This is a genomic window from Streptomyces sp. NPDC059582 (assembly GCF_042735715.1).
In the GTDB taxonomy this organism is placed as follows: domain Bacteria; phylum Actinomycetota; class Actinomycetes; order Streptomycetales; family Streptomycetaceae; genus Streptomyces.
This window is the reverse complement of the sequence record NZ_JBHWCC010000039.1, coordinates 40,152-60,718: the sequence shown is the minus strand read 5'-3', so window position 1 is coordinate 60,718 and position 20,567 is coordinate 40,152. Positions and strand designations below refer to the sequence as shown.

General features: G+C 70.8%; 18 protein-coding genes and 1 pseudogene. 10 read left to right on the top strand and 9 right to left on the bottom strand.

Features of this window, described 5'->3' with window-relative positions; translation table 11 throughout:
* Positions 1-759 (top strand): annotated as a pseudogene (locus ACFV0T_RS28680) (potassium channel family protein); the annotation flags it as partial.
* 231 nt (positions 760-990) lie between these two features.
* Complete coding sequence (locus ACFV0T_RS28675) at positions 991-1,977, top strand: NAD(P)H-quinone oxidoreductase (protein WP_385785079.1); 987 nt, start codon at positions 991-993, stop codon at positions 1,975-1,977.
* Between the two features lie 122 nt (positions 1,978-2,099).
* Here the strand turns inward: ACFV0T_RS28675 and ACFV0T_RS28670 are convergent, their stop codons facing one another.
* A complete protein-coding gene (locus ACFV0T_RS28670) occupies positions 2,100-2,693 on the bottom strand; it encodes a hypothetical protein (RefSeq protein ID WP_385785077.1) in 594 nt (197 codons plus the stop codon).
* Positions 2,694-2,939: 246 nt separating this feature from the next.
* Between ACFV0T_RS28670 and ACFV0T_RS28665 the strand changes: the two genes are divergently transcribed.
* Positions 2,940-3,488, top strand: coding sequence for a bacterial proteasome activator family protein (locus ACFV0T_RS28665; RefSeq protein WP_385785075.1), 549 nt, complete (start codon positions 2,940-2,942; stop codon positions 3,486-3,488).
* 108 nt (positions 3,489-3,596) lie between these two features.
* Here the strand turns inward: ACFV0T_RS28665 and ACFV0T_RS28660 are convergent, their stop codons facing one another.
* A complete protein-coding gene (locus ACFV0T_RS28660; RefSeq protein WP_385785071.1) occupies positions 3,597-5,279 on the bottom strand; it encodes a protein kinase in 1,683 nt (560 codons plus the stop codon).
* 405 nt (positions 5,280-5,684) lie between these two features.
* Here ACFV0T_RS28660 and ACFV0T_RS28655 point away from each other — a divergent pair, with 405 nt between their 5' ends.
* Positions 5,685-7,187 carry a protein kinase gene (locus ACFV0T_RS28655; RefSeq protein WP_385785069.1) on the top strand — a complete coding sequence of 501 codons (1,503 nt, stop codon included), beginning with the start codon at positions 5,685-5,687 and terminating at the stop codon, positions 7,185-7,187.
* Between the two features lie 253 nt (positions 7,188-7,440).
* Here the strand turns inward: ACFV0T_RS28655 and ACFV0T_RS28650 are convergent, their stop codons facing one another.
* The 3 genes from ACFV0T_RS28650 to ACFV0T_RS28640 all read right to left on the bottom strand — a co-directional run bounded on the left by ACFV0T_RS28650 (position 7,441) and on the right by ACFV0T_RS28640 (position 9,859).
* Entirely contained in the window at positions 7,441-8,484 is a 1,044-nt protein-coding gene (locus tag ACFV0T_RS28650) for a phosphotransferase (RefSeq protein WP_385785067.1), read from the bottom strand.
* A 75-nt stretch (positions 8,485-8,559) separates the two neighbouring features.
* Positions 8,560-9,048, bottom strand: coding sequence for a pyridoxamine 5'-phosphate oxidase family protein (locus ACFV0T_RS28645; protein ID WP_385785065.1), 489 nt, complete (start codon positions 9,046-9,048; stop codon positions 8,560-8,562).
* A 151-nt stretch (positions 9,049-9,199) separates the two neighbouring features.
* On the bottom strand, positions 9,200-9,859 hold the full coding sequence (locus ACFV0T_RS28640; protein WP_385785062.1) for a response regulator: 660 nt from the start codon (positions 9,857-9,859) through the stop codon (positions 9,200-9,202).
* Positions 9,860-10,181: 322 nt separating this feature from the next.
* Between ACFV0T_RS28640 and pdhA the strand changes: the two genes are divergently transcribed.
* The 3 genes from pdhA to ACFV0T_RS28625 are packed head-to-tail and all read left to right on the top strand — an operon-like array spanning position 10,182 to position 13,774.
* Complete coding sequence (pdhA, locus tag ACFV0T_RS28635) at positions 10,182-11,357, top strand: pyruvate dehydrogenase (acetyl-transferring) E1 component subunit alpha (protein WP_385785059.1); 1,176 nt, start codon at positions 10,182-10,184, stop codon at positions 11,355-11,357.
* A 1-nt stretch (position 11,358) separates the two neighbouring features.
* Positions 11,359-12,351 (top strand): alpha-ketoacid dehydrogenase subunit beta, encoded by a 993-nt coding sequence (locus ACFV0T_RS28630; protein ID WP_385785057.1) that lies wholly within the window; start codon positions 11,359-11,361, stop codon positions 12,349-12,351.
* A gap of 10 nt (positions 12,352-12,361) precedes the next feature.
* Positions 12,362-13,774 (top strand): dihydrolipoamide acetyltransferase family protein, encoded by a 1,413-nt coding sequence (locus tag ACFV0T_RS28625; protein WP_385785054.1) that lies wholly within the window; start codon positions 12,362-12,364, stop codon positions 13,772-13,774.
* An 83-nt stretch (positions 13,775-13,857) separates the two neighbouring features.
* Here the strand turns inward: ACFV0T_RS28625 and ACFV0T_RS28620 are convergent, their stop codons facing one another.
* Both ACFV0T_RS28620 and ACFV0T_RS28615 read right to left on the bottom strand, forming a co-directional pair.
* Entirely contained in the window at positions 13,858-14,769 is a 912-nt protein-coding gene (locus ACFV0T_RS28620) for a Bro-N domain-containing protein (RefSeq protein ID WP_385785051.1), read from the bottom strand.
* A 153-nt stretch (positions 14,770-14,922) separates the two neighbouring features.
* On the bottom strand, positions 14,923-15,825 hold the full coding sequence (locus ACFV0T_RS28615; RefSeq protein ID WP_385785049.1) for a D-alanyl-D-alanine carboxypeptidase family protein: 903 nt from the start codon (positions 15,823-15,825) through the stop codon (positions 14,923-14,925).
* Between the two features lie 219 nt (positions 15,826-16,044).
* Here ACFV0T_RS28615 and ACFV0T_RS28610 point away from each other — a divergent pair, with 219 nt between their 5' ends.
* Both ACFV0T_RS28610 and ACFV0T_RS28605 read left to right on the top strand, forming a co-directional pair.
* Positions 16,045-16,695: a GntR family transcriptional regulator gene (locus ACFV0T_RS28610; RefSeq protein ID WP_385785045.1), complete on the top strand. Its 651-nt coding sequence runs from the start codon at positions 16,045-16,047 to the stop codon at positions 16,693-16,695.
* Positions 16,692-18,002, top strand: coding sequence for a nitrate/nitrite transporter (locus ACFV0T_RS28605; protein ID WP_385785042.1), 1,311 nt, complete (start codon positions 16,692-16,694; stop codon positions 18,000-18,002). Before ACFV0T_RS28610 ends, ACFV0T_RS28605 begins: the two co-directional genes overlap by 4 nt.
* A gap of 73 nt (positions 18,003-18,075) precedes the next feature.
* Here the strand turns inward: ACFV0T_RS28605 and ACFV0T_RS28600 are convergent, their stop codons facing one another.
* Complete coding sequence (locus tag ACFV0T_RS28600; protein ID WP_385785039.1) at positions 18,076-18,900, bottom strand: maleylpyruvate isomerase family mycothiol-dependent enzyme; 825 nt, start codon at positions 18,898-18,900, stop codon at positions 18,076-18,078.
* A gap of 179 nt (positions 18,901-19,079) precedes the next feature.
* Here ACFV0T_RS28600 and ACFV0T_RS28595 point away from each other — a divergent pair, with 179 nt between their 5' ends.
* On the top strand, positions 19,080-19,877 hold the full coding sequence (locus tag ACFV0T_RS28595; protein ID WP_385785036.1) for a carbon-nitrogen family hydrolase: 798 nt from the start codon (positions 19,080-19,082) through the stop codon (positions 19,875-19,877).
* A gap of 174 nt (positions 19,878-20,051) precedes the next feature.
* Here ACFV0T_RS28595 and ACFV0T_RS28590 read toward each other — a convergent pair whose 3' ends face one another.
* Complete coding sequence (locus tag ACFV0T_RS28590) at positions 20,052-20,546, bottom strand: LURP-one-related/scramblase family protein (protein ID WP_385785034.1); 495 nt, start codon at positions 20,544-20,546, stop codon at positions 20,052-20,054.
* Positions 20,547-20,567: the final 21 nt, after the last annotated feature.

The window sequence follows — 20,567 nt, the reverse complement described above, 5'->3', positions numbered from 1 at the left end:
TTACGCGTCACGAAGCAACACGTCCGCCACGGCACGCTCATCGAAGCACACCAGCATCGGAGGTCCACCTTGCGTGACCACACCGTCGTCGTCGGTTTCGGCACGAAGGGGCGGTCGGCGATCCGGGCCGTCTGTTCTACGGGGCTGAAGAAGGACCAGGTCGTCGTCGTCGACCCCAGCGCGACGATGGTCGACGCGGCGACGGCCGAGGGCTACGAGGGGATCGTCGGCGACGCGACGCGCAGTGAGGTGCTGCGGCGGGCCGAGGTGCAGCGGGCGGGGCGGATCATCATCGCCACCCAGCGCGACGACACGGCCGTCCTCGTGGCGCTCACGGCCCGGCAGCTCAACGGCCGGGCGAAGATCGTGGCCGCGGTGCGCGAGGAGGAGAACGCCCCGCTGCTGCGGCAGTCCGGTGCTGACGAGGTCATCACCAGCGCCGGTGCGGCCGGCCGGCTGCTGGGCCTGTCCGTGCTCAGTCCCGCCGCCGGTCGGGTCATGGAGGACCTGATCCAGCAGGGCGAGGGACTCGACCTGGTCGAACGGCCCGTCACCAAGGCCGAGGTGGGCCGCAGCCCGCGCGAGACCGACGACCTGGTGGTGAGCGTCGTACGGGGGCACCGCAACCTCGGGTACGACGATCCGGCCATCGGCGTCCTGGAGCTGACCGACCGTCTGATCACGATCGTCCGGGTCACGCCGGACGGCACCCGGGAGGCGCCCGGCGGGGCCGGCGTCCCCCCGCTTCCCCCGGCCTGAACCCCGCCCCGCACTCCTTGCCGCGCCGTGCCCGGCCCCGGGGCCAGCCGCCCCGACCCCATTCCTCCGATTCCGGCCTCGCCCCCCGCTCCGATTCCGGCCCCGCTTCCCCTTCCGATTCCAGCCCCGCTCTCTTTCCGATTCCGGCCCCGCTCCCTCTTCCGATTCCGGCCCCGCCCGACTCCGGTGCGCATCGCGGGACGAGGAAGCGGTCGGAGTAGCGTCACTCTCATGCATGCGATCACGATTCCTGAAGCAGGCGGACCCGAGGCGCTGGTGTGGGCCGAGGTCCCCGAGCCGGTACCCGGCGAAGGCGAGGTACTGGTCGAGGTGGTGGCCAGCGCCGTCAACCGCGCCGACATCATGCAACGGCAGGGTTTCTACAACCCGCCGCCGGGGGCGTCGCCCTACCCCGGCCTGGAGTGCTCCGGCCGGGTCGCCGCGATCGGCGCCGGCGTCTCCGGCTGGAACGTCGGCGACGAGGTGTGCGCGCTGCTCGCGGGCGGTGGCTACGCCGAGAAGGTCGTCGTCCCGGCCGGTCAGCTGCTGCCCGTGCCCGAGGGCGTCGATCTCCGGCAGGCCGCGGCGCTGCCCGAGGTGGTCTGCACGGTCTGGTCGAACGTCTTCATGATCGCCCACCTCCGTCCGGGCGAGACGCTGCTCGTGCACGGCGGGTCCAGCGGCATCGGCACCATGGCGATCCAGCTCGCCAAGGCCGTCGGCGCCAGGGTCGCGGTCACCGCGGGCACCAAGGAGAAGCTGGAGAACTGCGCGGAGCTCGGGGCGGACATCCTGATCAACTACCGGGAGCAGGACTTCGTCGCCGAGGTCCGGCAGGCCACGGACGGCGCGGGCGCCGACGTGATCCTCGACAACATGGGCGCCAAGTACCTGGACCGCAACGTCCAGTCCCTCGCCGTCAACGGCCGTCTCGCGATCATCGGTCTGCAGGGCGGCATCAAGGGCGAGCTGGACATCGCCACGCTTCTCACCAAGCGAGCCGCGATCAGCGCGACCTCGCTGCGGGCCCGTCCGCTGTCCGAGAAGACCGCCATCGTGGCGGCCGTCCGCGAACACGTCTGGCCCCTGTTCGGCACCGGCCGCGTACGCCCCGTGGTGGATCGCGAGGTCCCGATGAACGAGGCGGCCGACGCCCACCGGGTCGTGGAGGAGAGTGGCCACATCGGAAAGGTCCTGCTGATCGCCCCCCAGGGCTAGGGCCTTTCGTTCGGATCAGGTCGGTCGTGGCCGACGGAGCTGATGTGGCACCCCGCGACACCGGACTGATCCGAACGACACGCCCCAGCCAGCCGCGTCACCAACCTGTCGGGACAGCACACCTAGCCGCGCCGCAGGCGCAGGCCCAGGAAGGCGAGGCCGAGGCCGAGGCCGATCAGAACCAGTCCGCTGCCCAGGGGCAGGATCTGGAGGACGGGCTCGGCCGCGCCCTGGGGGCGTGCGACGGTCTGGCGTCCGGGCTCGTCGGTGGGCGTGGCGGGCGCCAGACCGTCCTGGCCGGGCGTCCGGGTGGCCTGCCCGGCGTCGGGGCTGTCGGAGGCGCTCCCGCTGTCCTCGTCGGTGCTCTCGCCTTCGTTCGTGCCGTCCGGATACGCCGGATCCTCCTCCGTGCCCTCCCCCTGGACCTGCGCCGCGATGTCCTCCCGTCGCCCGGGCCGCTGCCGCCCCTCCCCCGCCTGGCTGCCGGCCCGGTCGGGTTCGGTGGGGGACGCGGAGGCGGACGCGGAAGCCGAGAGCGACGCGGAAGCCGATGCCGATGTGGAGGCGGAGGCGGAGGCCGACTTGGACGCGGACGCGGTCTTCGACGCCGAGACGGCCGCGTTGGACGCCGAGACGGCCGCGTTGGACGCCGAGTGCGAAGGGGCCGGGGGCGCGGGTGCGGAGGAGCTCGGGGCGGGCGCGGTCCCGTAGGACACGACGGTGGCTCCGTATGCCGGACCGGCCCCGGCGGGGAACCCGCAGGACAGCCCCAGCAGCCCACACGCACTCACCGTGCACAACACGTACCGCCATGGAGTCACGTCGGTGACCCCCTCCCGGTGCCCAGTCGTCAGCTTTCCAAGATCAGGACAATCAGCGTCACACGGGGGAGCGATCCCGGCATTCCGGGTTCCGCCGAGGGAGGGAGATGATGAGCTGTGCGGGTGCGAGAGAATGGCGGCATGGAGATGCCGAGCAACGAAGGGTCGCCGGAGAACGCCCAGAGAATCCTGGTCGTGGGCCAGGACGGCATGGCACTCGGTGGCATGGACGCGGACGACGACTCCCGTGAGATTCCGGTCACGGAGATGGTGGAGCAGCCCGCGAAGGTCATGCGCATCGGCAGCATGATCAAGCAGCTGCTCGAGGAGGTGCGTGCGGCTCCCCTGGACGAGGCGAGCCGGGTCCGGCTCAAGGAGATTCACGCGAGTTCGGTGAAGGAGCTGGAGGACGGTCTCGCTCCGGAGCTGGTGGAGGAGCTGGAGCGGCTCTCCCTGCCGTTCGCGGACGAGGCGACTCCGAGCGACTCGGAACTGCGTATCGCGCAGGCCCAGCTGGTCGGCTGGCTGGAGGGCCTCTTCCACGGCATCCAGACCACGCTGTTCGCCCAGCAGATGGCGGCACGCGCCCAGCTGGAGCAGATGCGCCGCGCCCTCCCGCCGGGCGTGGCCCACGAGGGCGGCATCGAGGACCCCCGCGCGGGCGGCCGCTCGGGCGGGCCGTACCTGTAGGACCCGGGCGGGCCGTACCCGCGCGGGCAGGACCCAGGCAGCGAACACCCAGACCAGAAGGGGCCCGGCGAACATCGCCGGGCCCCTTCCTCATGACGTGCGACCGGCTCAGGGGGACGCCGGGTTCCCCGAGGACACGTTGAGCTGGATCGTGACGTCCTTCGGATCGACGTCCGTGCCGGCCGCCGGGAACTGGTCGATGACCGCGCCCTCGCCGTAGGTGTTCTCGTCGACGGCCTTGGTGTCGATCTGCCAGCCCGCGGCCTGGGCGCAGGCCTTCACCGACCGGATGTACTTGAACCGGAAGTCCGGGAGCCGGATCTTGTCGGGGTCGTCGTACGACTCGCTCGGCTCCGTGCATTCGGTCGTCTCGACCGTCTTCGAGGTGTCCGGGCCGCGATAGCCCTCCGCCTTGCGGCCACTCGTGGCGGAGGACGTGGCGCTCGCGCCGCCGCCGCCCTGTCCGCCGGTGTCGTCGCCACCCCCACCGCCGCCGTTCAGCGAAAGGGCCAGGATCAGGCCGCCCACCGCGACGAGGGAGACGACGATCGAGCCGATGACCACCCGCCGGTTCCCCTTGCCGCCGCCCGGGGACGCAGGGGTTTTGGCCGTGGTCTGCGGAGTGAGGTGATACGGCGGCGGGGTCGACTGTCCGTGCTGCGGGGTGTACGCGGTCGGGCCCGGTGTCCCGTAGCCGCCCGGGTGCCCCTGGTGTGTCTGCTGCGGATAGCCGTAGGCGGGCGAGGGCGGCGTCGGATCGCCGTACGGGCCGCGAGGTGTCGGCTGGTACGGCGTCTGTACCGGGCCCGTCGGTGCCGGCGTCGACTGGTCGATCGGCGGGAAGACCGCGGAGCCGACGCCCGCGCCGCTCGACGTGCGGGCTCCGGGCACGATGCTCGGCGTGGCCGGCTGGAAGGAGGCCGCCACGCGCAGGCACTCGTCCCGCATGGCGACGGCGGTCGGGAAGCGCTCGTTCGGGTTCTTCTTCAGCGAGCGGGCGATCAGCGCGTCCACCGCGGGCGGCAGCGCGCGGTTGACCGACGACGCGGCCACCGGCTGCTCCTGCACATGCGCGTACGCGATCGCCAGCGGCGAGTCCGCCTCGAACGGCAGCCGCCCGGTGACCAGCTGGAACAGCATGATGCCGACCGAGTAGAGGTCGCTGCGCGCGTCCACGCCCCGGCCGAGGGCCTGCTCGGGGGAGAGGTACTGCGGGGTGCCGACGACCATGCCGGTCTGCGTCATGGAGGTGACGCCGGACTGCATGGCGCGGGCGATGCCGAAGTCCATCACCTTGACGACGCCACGCTTGGTCATCATCACGTTGCCCGGCTTGATGTCCCGGTGGACCAGCCCCATCTCGTGGCTGATCTCCAGCGCGGCGAGCACATCAGCGGTGATCTTCAGGGCCTTGTCGGCGGGCATCGCGCCGAGCGCCCGTACGTCGTCGTCGAGGACCGAGCCGAGCGGACGGCCTTCGACGTACTCCATGACGATGTACGGCATCGTCGAGCCGTCGACCTCGTCCTCGCCGGTGTCGAAGACGGAGACGATGTTGGTGTGGGTGAGCTTGGCCACGGCCTGGGCCTCGCGGCGGAAACGCTCGCGGAAGGCCTGTTCCCGGCCCAGCTCGGTGTGCAGGGTCTTGACCGCGACCTGACGGTCGAGCACGGCGTCGTAGGCCAGGTGCACCGAGGCCATACCGCCCTCGCCGAGCAAGTCGCGCAGCTGATAACGGCCGCCGGCGAGGGCCCGCCCCGCATACCGGCCGTACGCCCCGTCCTGACTCATGTCTGCGTGTCCCCCATAGCCTTCACGGCCGTCATGGCCGTCAGGCGCCGTGACCTTCGTTGATCGAATGTCTCACTCCCGGCCAAGTCTGCCCGAGGGCCCTGACACGTCAAGCTCGGTGCCCGATCCGTGACCGTACGCGAAAGAAGCGTCGCGCAAGCGTTACAGGTGCCGTACCGCCGGTACACAGAATTTGCACGACAGGCAGTGCTGCGGCTTCGACGACCGGTCCGCCCGGCACCGGTCGCGGGGGTCGCCCCGGATCGGAGGCTTGCGCGGAGGCTGTAGCGTGGCCGACGGAGACCGTGACAACACCGCGCGCACCGCGGGCAGAAACGACGGCGAGGACTGATGGCACAGCAGCGCGCTCAGGGCCCGTCCGACCCCGAGGCGACTGGCGGCGGAATGTCAGATGCGCCGGAAGCGTGGGGTAACGGCGGGCTAGTCGGAGACGGCCGGTACCGGCTGACCCACAGACTCGGCCGGGGCGGCATGGCCGAGGTGTTCGCAGCCGAGGACGTACGTCTCGGGCGCACCGTCGCGGTCAAGCTGCTGCGCGCCGACCTCGCCGAGGACCCTGTTTCCAAGGCCCGCTTCACGCGCGAGGCCCAGTCGGTGGCCGGCCTGAACCACCACGCGATCGTCGCCGTGTACGACTCAGGCGAGGACGTCGTCGGCGGCCAGTCGGTGCCGTACATCGTGATGGAGCTGGTCGAGGGCCGCACCATCCGCGACCTGCTGCTCAACGCCGAGGCCCCCGGGCCCGAGCAGGCCCTGATCATCGTCTCCGGTGTCCTGGAGGCGCTCGCCTACTCGCACCAGCACGGCATCGTGCACCGTGACATCAAGCCGGCGAACGTCATCATCACCCACAACGGCGCCGTGAAGGTGATGGACTTCGGCATCGCCCGCGCCCTGCACGGGGCGTCGACGACGATGACGCAGACCGGCATGGTCATGGGCACCCCGCAGTACCTCTCCCCCGAGCAGGCCCTCGGCAAGGCGGTGGACTACCGCTCCGACCTGTACGCGACGGGCTGTCTGCTGTACGAACTGCTCGCGCTGCGGCCCCCCTTCACCGGCGAGACCCCGCTGTCGGTGGTGTACCAGCACGTCCAGGACATCCCGACGCCGCCGTCCGAGGCCGCCGCGGTCTCGCCGCCGGAGCTCGACGGGCTCGTCATGCGGTCGCTGGCCAAGGACCCCGACGACCGGTTCCAGACGGCCGAGGAGATGCGCGGCCTGGTCCAGTACGGCCTTCAGATGCTGTACGACCAGGGCAGTCACACCGGCACCTGGAACACCGGCCCCGTGCAGACCCACGACAGTCGGCGCGCCGCGCCGGCCGGGTTCGCGAGCACGACCTCGCTGCCGCACTCCGGCCCCGGCACCACGCAGATCCCGCAGCCGATCCTGCCCACCGGGTACGGCGGCGGTGACGACGGCGGTTTCGAGGGTCACGGCAACCGGGGCAGCGGCCGCGGCAAGCTGTGGATCCTCGCCGTCCTCGCGGTGATCGCCATCGTGGCGGGTGTCGCCCTGGCGCTGAACAACGGCGGTGGCGGCGGTGGCGGCACCGGCACCACCGAGTCGCCGACCACCTCGACGACCGCCACGGACGACCAGCCCAGCGAGAGCCCGAGCGACGAGGCCACCGACGAGACGACGGACACCTCGACGGACGACCCCGGTCAGGGACCGGGGTCGGAGTACACGCCGTCGTCGACGCCGTCGTCCACGCCGTCCGAGACCCCCACCAAGCCGTCGTACGAGCCGAGCGACGAACCGACCAGTGGGGACCCGTCGGACGAGCCGTCGAACTCGGCGTCGGTGCCTACCACGTCGACGGACCCGACCGAGGGCGGGGACGACGGCGGCCTCACGGACGGAGTGGTGGGCGCTCCCTGACGGCCCTCGGCCGGCCCGACGTCACCAGCACGCGCGCGTGGACCCGTGGACCGGGCACCACGCGCGCGTGGCGTGCGGCCGCCCCGACACGGCAGCCGGGCCGCACCCCGGCACGCCGGGTCCCCCGCGCGCCATGAGGCTCCCCGTCACTATGCCTCCGCACTGCCCGATCCCCGCGCCCGCGAGGCCCCCACACCAGCGAGGTCCCCGCGCCCGCGAGGTCCCCACGCTGCGAGCCCCCGCGCCACGAGGTTCACCCCGCGAACGCCTCGCACACCGCGTCGTACTCCCGCGTCCACCACACCGCGAGCGCCGAGGCCGCGGGGAACTGGGGATCCGCGCGGGTGTCGCCGCGCTCGTAGTGCCAGCGCAGCATCCAGAAGTCGTTCAGACGCTCCCACCAGACGCGGTGCACCGCCGCCGCGAGCTCCGAGGGCGTCGCCCCGGCCGCGCGCCGGTACGCGCCCGCGTACGCCCGCACCTTCGGCAGGTCGAGGACGCCCACCGGGCGCACGAAGAAGATCGCGGCGGCGCGTACGGCCTCCTCGGCGCGGGGCTGCACGCCCAGGCGGTCCCAGTCGACGATCGCGGCCGGGGCGTCGCCCTTGTAGAGCAGGTTGAACGGGTGGAAGTCGCCGTGCACCCAGCCGACCGAGGCCCCTCGCGGGGGCCGCCGGTCCGCGTGCCGCTCCAGCAGGGCACGGCGTTCGAGCAGCCGGTGGCGGGCGAGTTCGTCGAAGGAGTCGGCGGGGCGGTGCCGGCGGACCCGGGCGAGCAGGTCGTCGATGAGGGCGAACGTGGAGTCCGGATCGGCGCTCTCCACGGGGTGGGGGCTCGTGGCGGGGCGGGTGCGCCCCTTCGGCGGCATCACGCGCTCCAGACAGGCGTGTACGGCGCCCAGGAGGGCCCCCAGGCGGGCGCACTGGCCGGTGGTGAGCTGGCCGCCGTGGCGGTGGCGACCGTCGATCCACGGGTGCAGGGCGTAGGCGTGGCCGCCGACGACGGCGACGGTTCGCCCGTCGCGGCCGGTCAGCGGCGGGGCCACGGGTACGCCGAGGGCGGCCAGCCGCTGGGTGGCCCGGTGCCGGCGTTCGATCGCGGCCGGGTCGGCGGTGTCGGGGTCGAAGTGGTGCTTGAGGAAGTAGCGGCCGCGTGTGGTGCACAGGCGGTAGCCGCGGTTCAGCAGCCCCTGGTCGACGGGCACGCAGGCGAGGGGGGATCCGGCGGCGTACTGGCGGAGCAGGGCGCTTAACGGGGGCGCGTAGGGCGCGGGGGGTGGTACGGAAGAGCGCGGCACGCGGCAGATGCTAGGGCACCAGGCGGGGCTGTGAGCTGGGCGTTGTCACAGTAAGTCATGGACAGTCGCTTGTGGTCACATAGTGTGCTCGAAGTGGCGCGGAGGGCCGTCGCCGGTGATGTGAACCGTCACCAGCTGAGGGATCACGCACAGGTAGACCGGCTCGTACGGTTCGCCGTCCACGAGGTCCGGCGGGGGGCCGAAGAGGTCTCGCTCGGCGGGGGTCGGCTCGATCGCCGCGCACACGCCGACGACCTGGACGGACCACTGCCCCGCCGCACCGGCCGCTCGCGCCCCGCCCGGGCCGTTCCGCCCCGCCGCGCCGCCCGGGCCGCCGCCCGGGCCGTCCACGCCGCCGCACCGACCGTCCGCTCCGTACGCGACGACCTGTCCGGCGCACGCCCGGTGGTAGCCGTGCCCGCCGTGCAGGCGCAGCAGCAGGCGCCCGTCGGTGACGACGTGCCGGGCGGTGGCCAGGAAGGGCAGCGCGCGCAGGCTCGCCGCCACCCGGCCGTAGGCGCAGCGGCCGAGCAGGGCGAGGGCGCGCTCTTCGTCGGTCGGCATGTCTCCATCGTCCGCCGACGGAAAGCGCGCTCATAGAGGCCGCGGCCCTGCCGAGGAGGGACGAAAGTCCTCAATTCGGGACGCCGAAGACAGGCGCCGTGCGGCTCGGTGTTTCTGGGGTTCCCAGGGTTTCTAGAGGTTTCCAGGGTTCCTAGGGTTTCTCGGCCTGCATACGCGCCACGTAAGCGGCCGCCTGGGAACGCCGCTGCATACCGAGTTTGGACAGCAGACCCGACACGTAATTCTTGATCGTCTTCTCGGCGAGGTGCAGCCGCTCACCGATCTGCCGGTTGGTGAGACCCTCGCCGATCAGGTCGAGGATCCGCCGCTCCTGCTCGGTGAGGTGGGCGAGCCGGTCGTCGGCCCTGGTGCGGCCGCCCTCGCGCAGTCGCTCCAGCACGCGCGCGGTGGCCACCGGGTCGAGCAGCGACTTTCCGGCGGCGACGTCCCGGACGGCGGTCAGCAGTTCGTTGCCCCGGATGGCCTTCAGGACATAGCCGGAGGCGCCCGCCATTATCGCGTCGAAGAGGGCCTCGTCGTCCGCGAACGAGGTCAGCATCAGGCACCTGACCGAGTCGTCCCGGGAGCGGACCTCCCGGCACACCTCCACGCCGCTGCCGTCCGGCAGGCGTACGTCGAGCACCGCCACGTCGGGCCGGGTGGCCGGAATTCGCGCCAGTGCCTCGGCCGCCGTACCGGCCTCGCCGACCACCTCGATGTCGTCCTCGACAGAGAGCATCTCGTGGACGCCCCGACGTACGATCTCATGGTCGTCGAGAAGGAAAACCCTGATTTTTCCCGTTTCGCGCACCGGATCAGTTTCCCACATCAGCTCTTCCCGTCACGTGGGTGACCGGGATAACGTGCCGTTGCTCCGGCCTCCTGCAAGGCTGTGACCAGCAACCTTCCTGTCCTTTCCGATTTACTTGGAAATCCAAGCAAAATCGCAGGTCAGGGGGGGTTTCACAGAAATGTGGAGCACTGGGTAACGTGACTGTTGCAGGGCGCTCGCCGGGGCACCTGTCACGCCTGTTCCCGGTCGAGTGGCACCCACCCCGTGCACGGGTACCGGAACAGGTGAGCCGCACTGGCCTACCGGCAACCCCGGGGGCCGGACCGACGGAGGAGCACACGTGACCGTGGAGAGCACTGCCGCGCGCAAACCGCGACGCAGCGCCGGTACCAAGCGCACCAGCGCCAGCAAGACGTCGGGCACCTCGGGTGCAGGGCCCGAACTCGTCCAGTTGCTGACGCCCGAGGGCAAGCGCGTCAAGAACGCCGAGTACGACAAGTACGTGGCCGACGTGACGCCCGACGAGCTTCGCGGTCTGTACCGCGACATGGTGCTCACCCGACGCTTCGACGCCGAGGCCACCGCCCTGCAACGCCAGGGCGAGCTGGGCCTGTGGGCCTCGCTGCTCGGCCAGGAGGCCGCCCAGATCGGCTCCGGCCGGGCCCTGCGCGACGACGACTACGTCTTCCCGACCTACCGCGAGCACGGCGTCGCCTGGTGCCGCGGGGTCGACCCGACCAACCTGCTCGGCATGTTCCGCGGTGTGAACAACGGCGGCTGGGACCCGAACAGCAACAACTTCCACCTCTACACGATCGTCATCGGCTCCCAGACGCTGCACGCCACGGGCTACGCGATGGGCGTGGCCATGGACGGCGCGGACAGCGCGGTGATCGCGTACTTCGGTGACGGCGCCTCCAGTCAGGGCGATGTCGCGGAGTCCTTCACCTTCTCCGCGGTCTACAACGCCCCGGTCGTGTTCTTCTGCCAGAACAACCAGTGGGCGATCTCCGAGCCGACCGAGAAGCAGACCCGGGTGCCGCTCTACCAGCGTGCCCAGGGCTACGGCTTCCCGGGCGTACGCGTGGACGGCAACGACGTCCTGGCCTGCCTCGCGGTCACCAAGTGGGCGCTGGAGCGGGCCCGCAGCGGCGACGGCCCGACGCTGGTCGAGGCGTACACGTACCGCATGGGCGCGCACACCACCTCCGACGACCCGACCAAGTACCGGGCCGACGAGGAGCGCGAGGCGTGGGAGGCGAAGGACCCGATCCTGCGGCTGCGCGCGCACCTCGAGTCCGCAAACCACGCGGACGAGGGATTCTTCGCGGAACTCGAAGCGGAGAGTGAAGCGTTGGGCAGGCGAGTGCGCGAAGCGGTCCGCGCCATGCCGGACCCGGACCACTTCGCCATCTTCGAGAACGTGTACGCGGACGGGCACGCGCTCGTCGACGAGGAGCGAGCCCAGTTCGCCGCCTACCAGGCGTCGTTCGCGGACGCAGAAGGGGGCAAGTGACATGGCGGAGACCGTGACGTCCACCAACATGGCGATCGCCAAGGCGATCAACGAGTCGCTGCGCCGCGCCCTGGAGTCCGACCCCAAGGTCCTCGTCATGGGCGAGGACGTCGGCAAGCTCGGCGGCGTCTTCCGGGTGACCGACGGCCTGCAGAAGGACTTCGGCGAGAGCCGCGTCATCGACACCCCGCTCGCGGAGTCCGGGATCGTCGGCACGGCCATCGGCCTCGCCCTGCGCGGCTACCGCCCGGTGGTGGAGATCCAGTTCGACGGCTTCGTCTTCCCGGCGTACGACCAGATCGTCACGCAGCTCGCGAAGATGCACGCCCGCTCGCTGGGCAAGGTCAAGCTCCCGGTCGTCGTGCGGATCCCGTACGGCGGCGGCATCGGCGCGGTCGAGCACCACTCCGAGTCCCCCGAGGCGCTGTTCGCGCACGTGTCGGGCCTGAAGATCGTCTCCCCGTCGAACCCGGCCGACGCCTACTGGATGATGCAGCAGGCCATCCAGAGCGACGACCCGGTGATCTTCTTCGAGCCCAAGCGGCGCTACTGGGACAAGGGCGAGGTGAACACCGAGGCGATCCCCGGCCCGCTGCACAAGGCACGCGTGGTCCGCGAGGGCACCGACCTCACCCTCGCCGCCTACGGCCCGATGGTGAAGCTCTGCCAGGAGGTCGCCGACGCGGCCGCCGAGGAGGGCAGGTCCCTGGAGATCCTGGACCTGCGCTCGGTCTCCCCGCTGGACTTCGACTCGATCCAGACGTCGGTGGAGAAGACCCGCCGGCTGGTCGTCGTCCACGAGGCGCCGGTGTTCTTCGGCTCGGGCGCGGAGATCGCCGCCCGCATCACGGAGCGCTGCTTCTACCACCTGGAGGCCCCGGTGCTCAGGGTCGGCGGCTACCACGCCCCGTATCCGCCGGCCCGCCTGGAGGAGGAGTACCTGCCGGGCCTGGACCGGGTACTCGACGCCGTCGACCGTGCCCTGGCGTACTGAGGAGAGGGTCGTGACGACGATGACCGAAGCGTCCGTGCGTGAGTTCAAGATGCCCGACGTGGGCGAGGGACTCACCGAGGCCGAGATCCTCAAGTGGTACGTCCAGCCCGGGGACACGGTGACCGACGGCCAGGTGGTGTGCGAGGTAGAGACCGCCAAGGCGGCCGTCGAACTCCCCATCCCCTACGACGGAGTGGTCCGCGAGCTCCGCTTCCCCGAGGGCACCACGGTGGACGTGGGAACCGCGATCATCACGGTGGACGTGGCGGGCGGCGCCGCGCCCGCAGACGAGCCGGCGCCCGCCGCGCCGCAGCAGGAGGAGCCGCGGGACGAGCCGAAGGCACCGGCCCGCCAGCCGGTCCTCGTCGGCTACGGCGTGGCCACGTCCTCCACCAAGCGCCGCCCCCGAAAGGGCCCGGAGATCCCGGCCCAGGAGGCGTCGGCGGCGATCCAGGGCGAGCTGAACGGCCACGGCGGTCCGGCCGCCACAGCCGCCGGCGTGGAACAGCGCCCGCTGGCGAAGCCTCCGGTGCGCAAGCTGGCGAAGGACCTGGGCGTGGACCTGACGCGGGTGGTTCCGTCCGGCCCGGACGGCATCATCACGCGTGAGGACGTGCACGCGGCGGCGGCTCCCGTACAGCCGGCGCCCCTGCCGGTGGCCACGCCGGCCCCGGTGCCGGCCCCGGCGCAGATCCCGGCGCCGGTCGCGGCTTACGACGGTGCGCGCGAGACCCGTATCCCGGTCAAGGGCGTCCGCAAGGCCACCGCCCAGGCCATGATCGGTTCGGCGTTCACCGCGCCGCACGTCACGGAGTTCGTGACGGTCGACGTGACGCGCACGATGAGGCTCGTCGAGGAGCTGAAGCAGGACAAGGACATGCAGGGTCTGCGGGTGAACCCGCTCCTGCTGATCGCCAAGGCCCTGCTGGTCGCCATCAAGCGCAACCCGGACGTCAACGCGTCCTGGGACGAGGCCAACCAGGAGATCGTCCAGAAGCACTACGTCAACCTGGGCATCGCGGCGGCGACCCCGCGCGGTCTGATCGTGCCGAACATCAAGGACGCGCACACCAGGACGCTGCCGCAGCTCGCCGAGGCGCTGGGTGAGCTGGTGTCGACGGCGCGCGAGGGCAGGACCTCGCCGGCGGCGATGCAGGGCGGAACGGTGACGATCACCAACGTCGGCGTCTTCGGCGTCGACACCGGCACGCCGATCCTCAACCCCGGCGAGTCGGCGATCCTCGCGATCGGCGCGATCAAGCTCCAGCCGTGGGTCCACAAGGGCAAGGTGAAGCCTCGCCAGGTCACCACGCTGGCGCTGAGCTTCGACCACCGTCTCGTCGACGGCGAGCTGGGCTCGAAGGTGCTGGCGGACGTGGCGGCGATCCTGGAGCAGCCCAAGAAGCTGATCACCTGGGCGTGACAGTCGCCTCGCCCGGATAGGCTCACGGCAGAGGGGCCGGCCGCAACCTTGTCTTGCGACCGGCCCCTTCTGTCTTTCCGCTCTCAGGGACGGTTGAGCACGTAGATCGGCACCCCGTCCTCGCTGCCGCCGCGGGAGTGGATGCAGGCGTGCTTGCGCAGCATGCGCAGGCAGTCGTTGACACGCTGCACCGAGAGTCCGGTACGGGCCGCGATGGCGTCGAGCGGCTGACGCAGCTCACCCGTCTCGACCAGCACCGGCACGATCGCCACCGCCACCGCCCACACGTCCGACGTCACGGACAGCCGCTGCCGCCAGTCGGCCAGCACGGACTCCGTGGTCGGGTCCGTGGGGAGGGCGGCGGCGGGTGCCGGACGGTCCAGGGCGAGGACGTCCAGCCGGTCGGCGATGCGTTCCATCGCCCGGACCATGGCCCGTTGCAGCTCGAGCGACTCGTGCTGGACGACGGCGAGTTGCTCGTCCGCCTGGAGATTGCGCTCCTCGAGCCGGACGATCGCGTCGGCGACCTGCTCCGGCATGGCGTACGCGATCGGAGCGCCCGGGGCGGCCGGCTGTACCTCGGCCTTCTCCAGGGCGTACGACCCCTCACGCTGGACGGTCTCGATCACTTCGGCGCACCACTGTTTGAAGGGCGCGCAGGCGGGCTTGGTGCAGCCGTTGACGAGCAGGATCAGGCCCTGGAGGTCGATCATCTGCAAGTCTCGACGCCACCCCCTGCCTGCGGGAACGCTGAGACCGTAACTTCCAGTTACTGTCTCGAGATTGTCTCGGTGCTCTTCGGGCACGTGGTCGGCGAGGGCCTTGCGCGAGTTGGTGTGCCCCAACTCCTTGCACACATCCACCGCCGGGAACCAGTGACCCCCGTAGACGGTCAGCCGGCGGACCCGGGCTCCCGTGGCCGCGTACACGAAGTCGCTGACGTCGATGGCCTCGTGGCGCTCGTCGGTGTCGGGCCGCTTGCTGGGTTCGGTCATGTGAACCACCTCCGCTGCGGAACGTAGGGCGGAGGAAATCGAATATGCCAGCCAGCGCAATGATGTTCACCATTGCGGGTGAAACGGGGCGGGACGCACGGAAGGGGACCCGCCGCTGGGAGCGGTGGGTCCCCTTCAGATGTGTCGGGTGGGTCAGGCCAGGCGTGCGAAGCCGTAGTTGAGGAGCTTCGTCGCGTCCGTGGCGCGCTGCGTCGCGTTCGTGTCGGCGAGCACCGTGCCGATGACGGTCTTGCTGCCCCGGGTCGCGGCGAAGACGAGGCAGTACTTCGCCTCGGCGCCGGAGCCGGTCTTGACGCCGATGGCGCCGCTGTAGCTGCTGAGCAGGGTGTTCGTGTTCGTCCACGCCGCCATGGTGCGGGTGCTGCCGGTCTTGGTGACCGTCTTCGCCGTGTACTTCTTGGTCTTGACGACCGAGCGGAACGTGGAGTTCTTCATCGCACTGCTGGCGAGCTTCGTCAGGTCCTTCGCCGTCGAGTAGTTGGCGCCGTTGCCGATGCCGTCGAACGAGTCGAAGTGGGTCCTCGTCATGCCGAGGCTCTTCGCGGTGCTGTTCATCTTGCCGAGGAACGACTTCACGCGCGCGGCCCGCGTCGAGCCGCTGCCGTACTTGTCGGCCAGCGCGTACGCGGCGTCACAGCCGGACGGCAGCATCAGCCCGTAGAGCAGCTGACGGACGGTGACCTTGTCGCCGACGATCAGGTGGGCGGACGAGGCGCCCTTCGAGACGATGTAGTCGCTGTACGCCTTCTGAATGGTGACCTTGGTGTCCAGGTTGAGGTTCGCCTGGGAGAGCACGACCTTGGCGGTCATGATCTTCGTGGTGGAGCCGGTGGACAGCTTGGTGTCCATGCCCTTGTTGTAGAGCTGCGCACCGTTCGCGTTGTTCATCACGTAGCCGGTCTTGGCCACGATCGAGGGCGTCGTGACCGCCTGCGCGGGTGCCGCGGTGAGGGCTCCGGTGGCCAGAACGGCGCCGGCGGTGACGGCGACGGCTGCGGCGCGACGGAGGCGAATGCCCTGAATGCCCTTTATCAACTGAGATACCCCGAATACGTTGAATGCCCCTGATAAGCGGCCGAGTTGGCGGGGAAAACGAGTGCGGCCGCAAGTGTGTGACACGTAAGTAGCACAGATGGTTGTGCGGTTGCTGGGAGAGATTTCCCGAACGGGTGAAACGGCGTGGGCGGCGGACCGTCGCCGTCCGCATACTGGAACGACCCCCTTATGCGTACGTGTTGTATCTATCATGTGGCCATGAGTCTGGCCGTGAAACAACCGCCCGCCGCCGACCGTGTCTACGCACACGTCAAACAGGGCGTACTGGACCGTCGTTACGAGGGCGGCATCCTGCTCACGGAGGGCGAGCTCGCCGAGGCCGTCGGAGTCTCGCGCACGCCGGTGCGTGAGGCGCTGCTGCGGTTGGAGGTCGAGGGGCTGATCAAGCTCTACCCGAAGAAGGGCGCGCTGGTCCTGCCCGTCTCCGCGCAGGAGATCGCCGATGTGGTGGAGACCCGCCTGCTGGTCGAGGAGCACGCGGCCCGCAAGGCGGTGCCCGCCCCGGCCGGACTCGTCGAACGGCTGGAGGAACTCCTCGCCCGGCAGAAGGACCAGGCCGCCGCCGGTGACCTGTCCGCCGCCGCCGTCACCGACCGCTGCTTCCACGCCGAGATCGTCCGCAGCGGCGGCAACGCGATCCTCTCCCGTCTTTACGACCAGCTCCGCGACCGCCAGTTGCGGATGGGGGTGGCGGTGATGCACTCCCATCCCGACCGGATCGCCAAGACCCTCGCCGAGCACGAGGAGATCCTCGGCGCGCTGCGCGCGGGGGACGCGGAGGCGGCCGTCGCCGTCGTCCACCGGCACGTCGGCTGGTTCTCCCACCTGGCCCGCGGTGAGGTCCGATGAGCGGCGGCTCCAGGACGACGACCGCGCTCCCCGGCGACCCGCCCGGTGGCCGCCGAGCCGTCGCCGTCTGGTCCATCGGCGTCTCGGTCTACTTCGTCGCCGTCATCTTCCGTACGTCCCTGGGCGTGGCCGGGCTCGACGCCGCCGACCGCTTCCATGTCGGCGCCTCGGCCCTGTCCACCTTCTCCATCCTCCAACTGCTGGTGTACGCGGGCATGCAGATACCCGTGGGACTCCTGGTGGACCGGCTCGGTACCAAGAAGGTGCTGACCATCGGAGTCGTCCTGTTCACGGCCGGGCAGCTGGGCTTCGCGTTCTCCCCGTCGTACGGCACGGCGCTCGCGTCGCGGGCGCTGCTCGGCTGCGGTGACGCGATGACGTTCATCAGCGTGCTGCGGCTCGGCACGCGCTGGTTCCCGGCACGGCGCGGCCCGCTGGTCGCGCAGCTCGCCGGTCTGGCCGGCATGGCGGGCAACCTGGTGTCGACGCTGGTGCTGGCCCGCCTGCTGCACGGCGTCGGATGGACGGCGGCGTTCGCGGGCAGCTCGTTCGCCGGTGTCGTGGTGCTCGTCCTGCTGCTGCTGTTCCTCAAGGACCACCCCGAGGGGCGCGAGCCGGAGCCCTTCCCGCACCAGGGCGCTGCCTACGTCCGCCGTCAGATCGCCGCGTCCTGGCGGGAGCCGGGGACCCGACTGGGGCTGTGGGTGCACTTCACCACCCAGTTCCCGGCGATGGTGTTCCTGCTGCTGTGGGGGATGCCGTTCCTGGTCGAGGCACAGGGTCTCGACCGGGCGACCGCCGGCGAACTGCTCACCCTGGTCGTGCTGTCCAACATGGTCATCGGCCTGGTCTACGGCCAGATCGTCGCCCGGCATCACGAGGCGCGGCTGCCGTTGGCGCTGGGGACGGTGGGGGCGACGGCCACCATCTGGGCGGTGACGCTCGCCTGGCCCGGAGCGCGGGCACCGATGTGGCTGCTGGTCGTGCTGTGCGCGGTGCTGGGGGCGTGCGGTCCGGCGTCGATGCTCGGCTTCGACTTCGCGCGGCCCGCGAACCCGCCGGAGCGGCAGGGGACCGCGTCCGGCATCACGAACATGGGGGGTTTCGTCGCCTCGATGACGACCCTGTTCGCGGTGGGCGTGCTGCTGGACGCCACCGGGGACGACTACACGGTCGCCTTCTCCGCCGTGTTCGTCCTTCAGGCCCTCGGGATCAGCCAGATCCTCCGGCTGCGCAAGCGGGCGGCCCGGCGGGAGAGCGAGCGGCTCGTGGCGTCCCGGGTGGAGACGGTGCACGTTCCGGCCTGAGCCGGTCGACGTCTCGACCCAGGCCACCCGACGACGGTCACGGCCACGCGACTGCGCGACCGCGCCGAAACGGCTACCGCGTCACCGTGAAGTTCCGCAGGATCGCGCCCGTGAGCTCGGGATCCCCCTCCGCCTTCACGCGGTCGCTCACCGCCTCCGGTGTCACCCGGCCGCAGGCCAGGCGGACGTACGTCTCCCAGTCGAGGGTGAGGGTGGCCGCGGGGCCGAGGGCGGGAGCCGTCTCCAAGGTGCCGCGGCCCTGGATGTCGACGCGGATCGTGCGCAGGAACTCGATCGGGCCGTGGACGTCGAAGACGACCGCCGAACTGCGGGGCGCCTGCGCCTTGTCGGCCACGACCTCGGGGAGTTCGCCGAGCAGGACGTCACGGGCGATGTGCGCGCCGGGGGAGTCGAGGTTGCCCGGACGGCCGAGGGCGGCGCGGAGGTCCTGCTCGTGCGCCCAGACGTTGAACGCGTGGGTCCGCATGGACTCTTCGAGGGTGATCTCGGTGCTGAGGTGGCCGCGTACCTTCGTGCCGGGGTCGCGCGACTCGTTGCGCAGCTGGCGGTTGCGGCGGATGACCGTGTACTCCAGCTCCGAGGTCATCTCCGGCGCCGTGTGGTGGCGGCGGACGTCGACCTGCATCTCCATGTAGCGCTGGTGCTCGTTGGTGACGTGGTACAGGTCGCGCGGGAGGGTGTGGATGGGGCGCGGGTCGCCCAGCATCTCGCTGTCGAGGCCGATGACGTGGGAGACGATGTCGCGGATCGACCAGCCGGGGCACGGGGTCCGCCGGTTCCACTCGCCCTCCACAAGCGGCTGTACCAGCTCGGATATCGCTTCGATGGAGTGGGTCCAGGCGTCGGCGTAGGGCTGGAGGGTGGGATGCAGACTCACGGAACGGGACCCCTCGGCGGTCGGTACTCGGGTGGATTGCGGCGGCTTTGCCAGCGGGAGGTGGCTGTCGGCGGGTGTCTTGGAACGCTAAGTTACGCTGCTGTGAGGCACCCCGGCAGTGCTTTCGTGTGACGATCGTAGGCCCGTGTGGACGACTCGAATGCCAGGACGGTGGTAGTGTGCGCGCCTCTTTGATCCAGATCACCGTGGACGAGGGCGAATCGGTCGCATCTCGCCGGGCTCGCGTGGCCGCTCTGGTACGGGATCAAGCCGGTGTCGCCGACCTCGTGATGCTGCCCGAGCTGTGGACCACGGGCGCTTTCGCCTACGAGCGGTTCGCCGACGAGGCGGAGCCGCTCGAAGGGCCGACGTACGAGGCGATGGCGAAGGCCGCGAGCGACGCGGGTGTATGGCTGCACGCGGGTTCGATTCCGGAGCGTGACCCTGAGGGGCCGCTGTACAACACCTCACTCCTCTTCTCCCCCTCCGGCGACCTGGCCGCCGCCTATCGCAAGATCCACCGCTTCGGCTTCGACCAGGGCGAGGCCGTGCTGATGGGCGCGGGCACGGAACTCGTCACGGCGCGGCTGTCCGGGACCACGGTCGGTCTGGCCACCTGCTACGACCTCCGTTTCCCCGAACTCTTCCGCGGGCTCGTCGACGCCGGCGCCGAGGTCCTCCTGCTCCCGGCCGGCTGGCCGGAGCGCCGGCGCGCGCACTGGACGCTGCTGGCCCGGGCGCGGGCGGTGGAGAACCAGGCGTTCGTCCTCGCGTGTGGAACGGCCGGGACGCATGCGGGAGTTCCGCAGGCGGGTCACTCGATCGTGGTCGATCCCTGGGGCGAGGTCCTCGCGGAGTCGGGCCCCGACGAGGAGATCCTCACCGTGGAGTTCGACCCCGCGGAGGTCGCCACGACCCGGGAGAAGTTCCCCGCGCTCAAGGACCGGGTACTGGGCCTGCCGACGCCCGGCCACTGAAGGGCCCGGGGCGCCCCGCCGTCGAAGGACCAGGGCCGCAGAAGGACCGGGCGCCCCGCCACCGAAGAGGCCCGGTACGTCTCACCGCTGAGAGCGCCCAGGACCGCCGAAGGCGCCCGGGGCGGGCGCCCCCGCCACCGAAAAGGGAGCCGAAGGGCAGGGCCTTCGCTCAGCTCAGCCCTCCTCCCGCTCCTTCTCCGCCAGGTGGATCACGCACACCCCCACCGCGATCAGCAGCGCCGGATCCGCGTCCTCCCGTACGACGTCGACGCCGTACGTCTCGCGCACGTGCAGCCACCGCCGGGAGACGACGGCCAGCAGCTCCCCGTCGTACTCGACGGCGAACTCGCGGTCCAGGATCTTGCCGCTGACGTCCAGCTCCGTGCCGTCCACGAGCGCCACCCGGTAGTGGTTGCGCAGCAGCGACAGCCGCTTGCGTCGGATCGTCGCGAGCGGCTCGCCGTCCCGTTCGATCACCATCGTGTCCCGCAGCGTGAACATCTTCTGGTGGATGTCGATCAGGACCCGGCCACGGGTGTCCTTCAGCTCGAAGGTGTCACGCACCCGCATCGCCTTGCCGTCGACGAGGTACACCTTGGTGCCCTGGTCGTCCTCGATCCAGTGGTCGTCACCGAGGCCGAGCAGCCGGTCGCGCACGAGGAATCTCATGCCGTACCGCTTCCCCGCGGG

Coding starts and splice junctions, on each gene's coding strand:
- ACFV0T_RS28675 (WP_385785079.1), top strand. CDS start 991: ATGCATGCGATCACGATTCCTGAAGCAGGCGGACCCGAGGCGCTGGTG.
- ACFV0T_RS28665 (WP_385785075.1), top strand. CDS start 2,940: ATGGAGATGCCGAGCAACGAAGGGTCGCCGGAGAACGCCCAGAGAATC.
- ACFV0T_RS28660 (WP_385785071.1), bottom strand. CDS start 5,279: ATGAGTCAGGACGGGGCGTACGGCCGGTATGCGGGGCGGGCCCTCGCC.
- ACFV0T_RS28655 (WP_385785069.1), top strand. CDS start 5,685: ATGTCAGATGCGCCGGAAGCGTGGGGTAACGGCGGGCTAGTCGGAGAC.
- ACFV0T_RS28645 (WP_385785065.1), bottom strand. CDS start 9,048: ATGCCGACCGACGAAGAGCGCGCCCTCGCCCTGCTCGGCCGCTGCGCC.
- ACFV0T_RS28630 (WP_385785057.1), top strand. CDS start 11,359: ATGGCGGAGACCGTGACGTCCACCAACATGGCGATCGCCAAGGCGATC.
- ACFV0T_RS28620 (WP_385785051.1), bottom strand. CDS start 14,769: ATGACCGAACCCAGCAAGCGGCCCGACACCGACGAGCGCCACGAGGCC.
- ACFV0T_RS28610 (WP_385785045.1), top strand. CDS start 16,045: ATGAGTCTGGCCGTGAAACAACCGCCCGCCGCCGACCGTGTCTACGCA.
- ACFV0T_RS28605 (WP_385785042.1), top strand. CDS start 16,692: ATGAGCGGCGGCTCCAGGACGACGACCGCGCTCCCCGGCGACCCGCCC.
- ACFV0T_RS28590 (WP_385785034.1), bottom strand. CDS start 20,546: ATGAGATTCCTCGTGCGCGACCGGCTGCTCGGCCTCGGTGACGACCAC.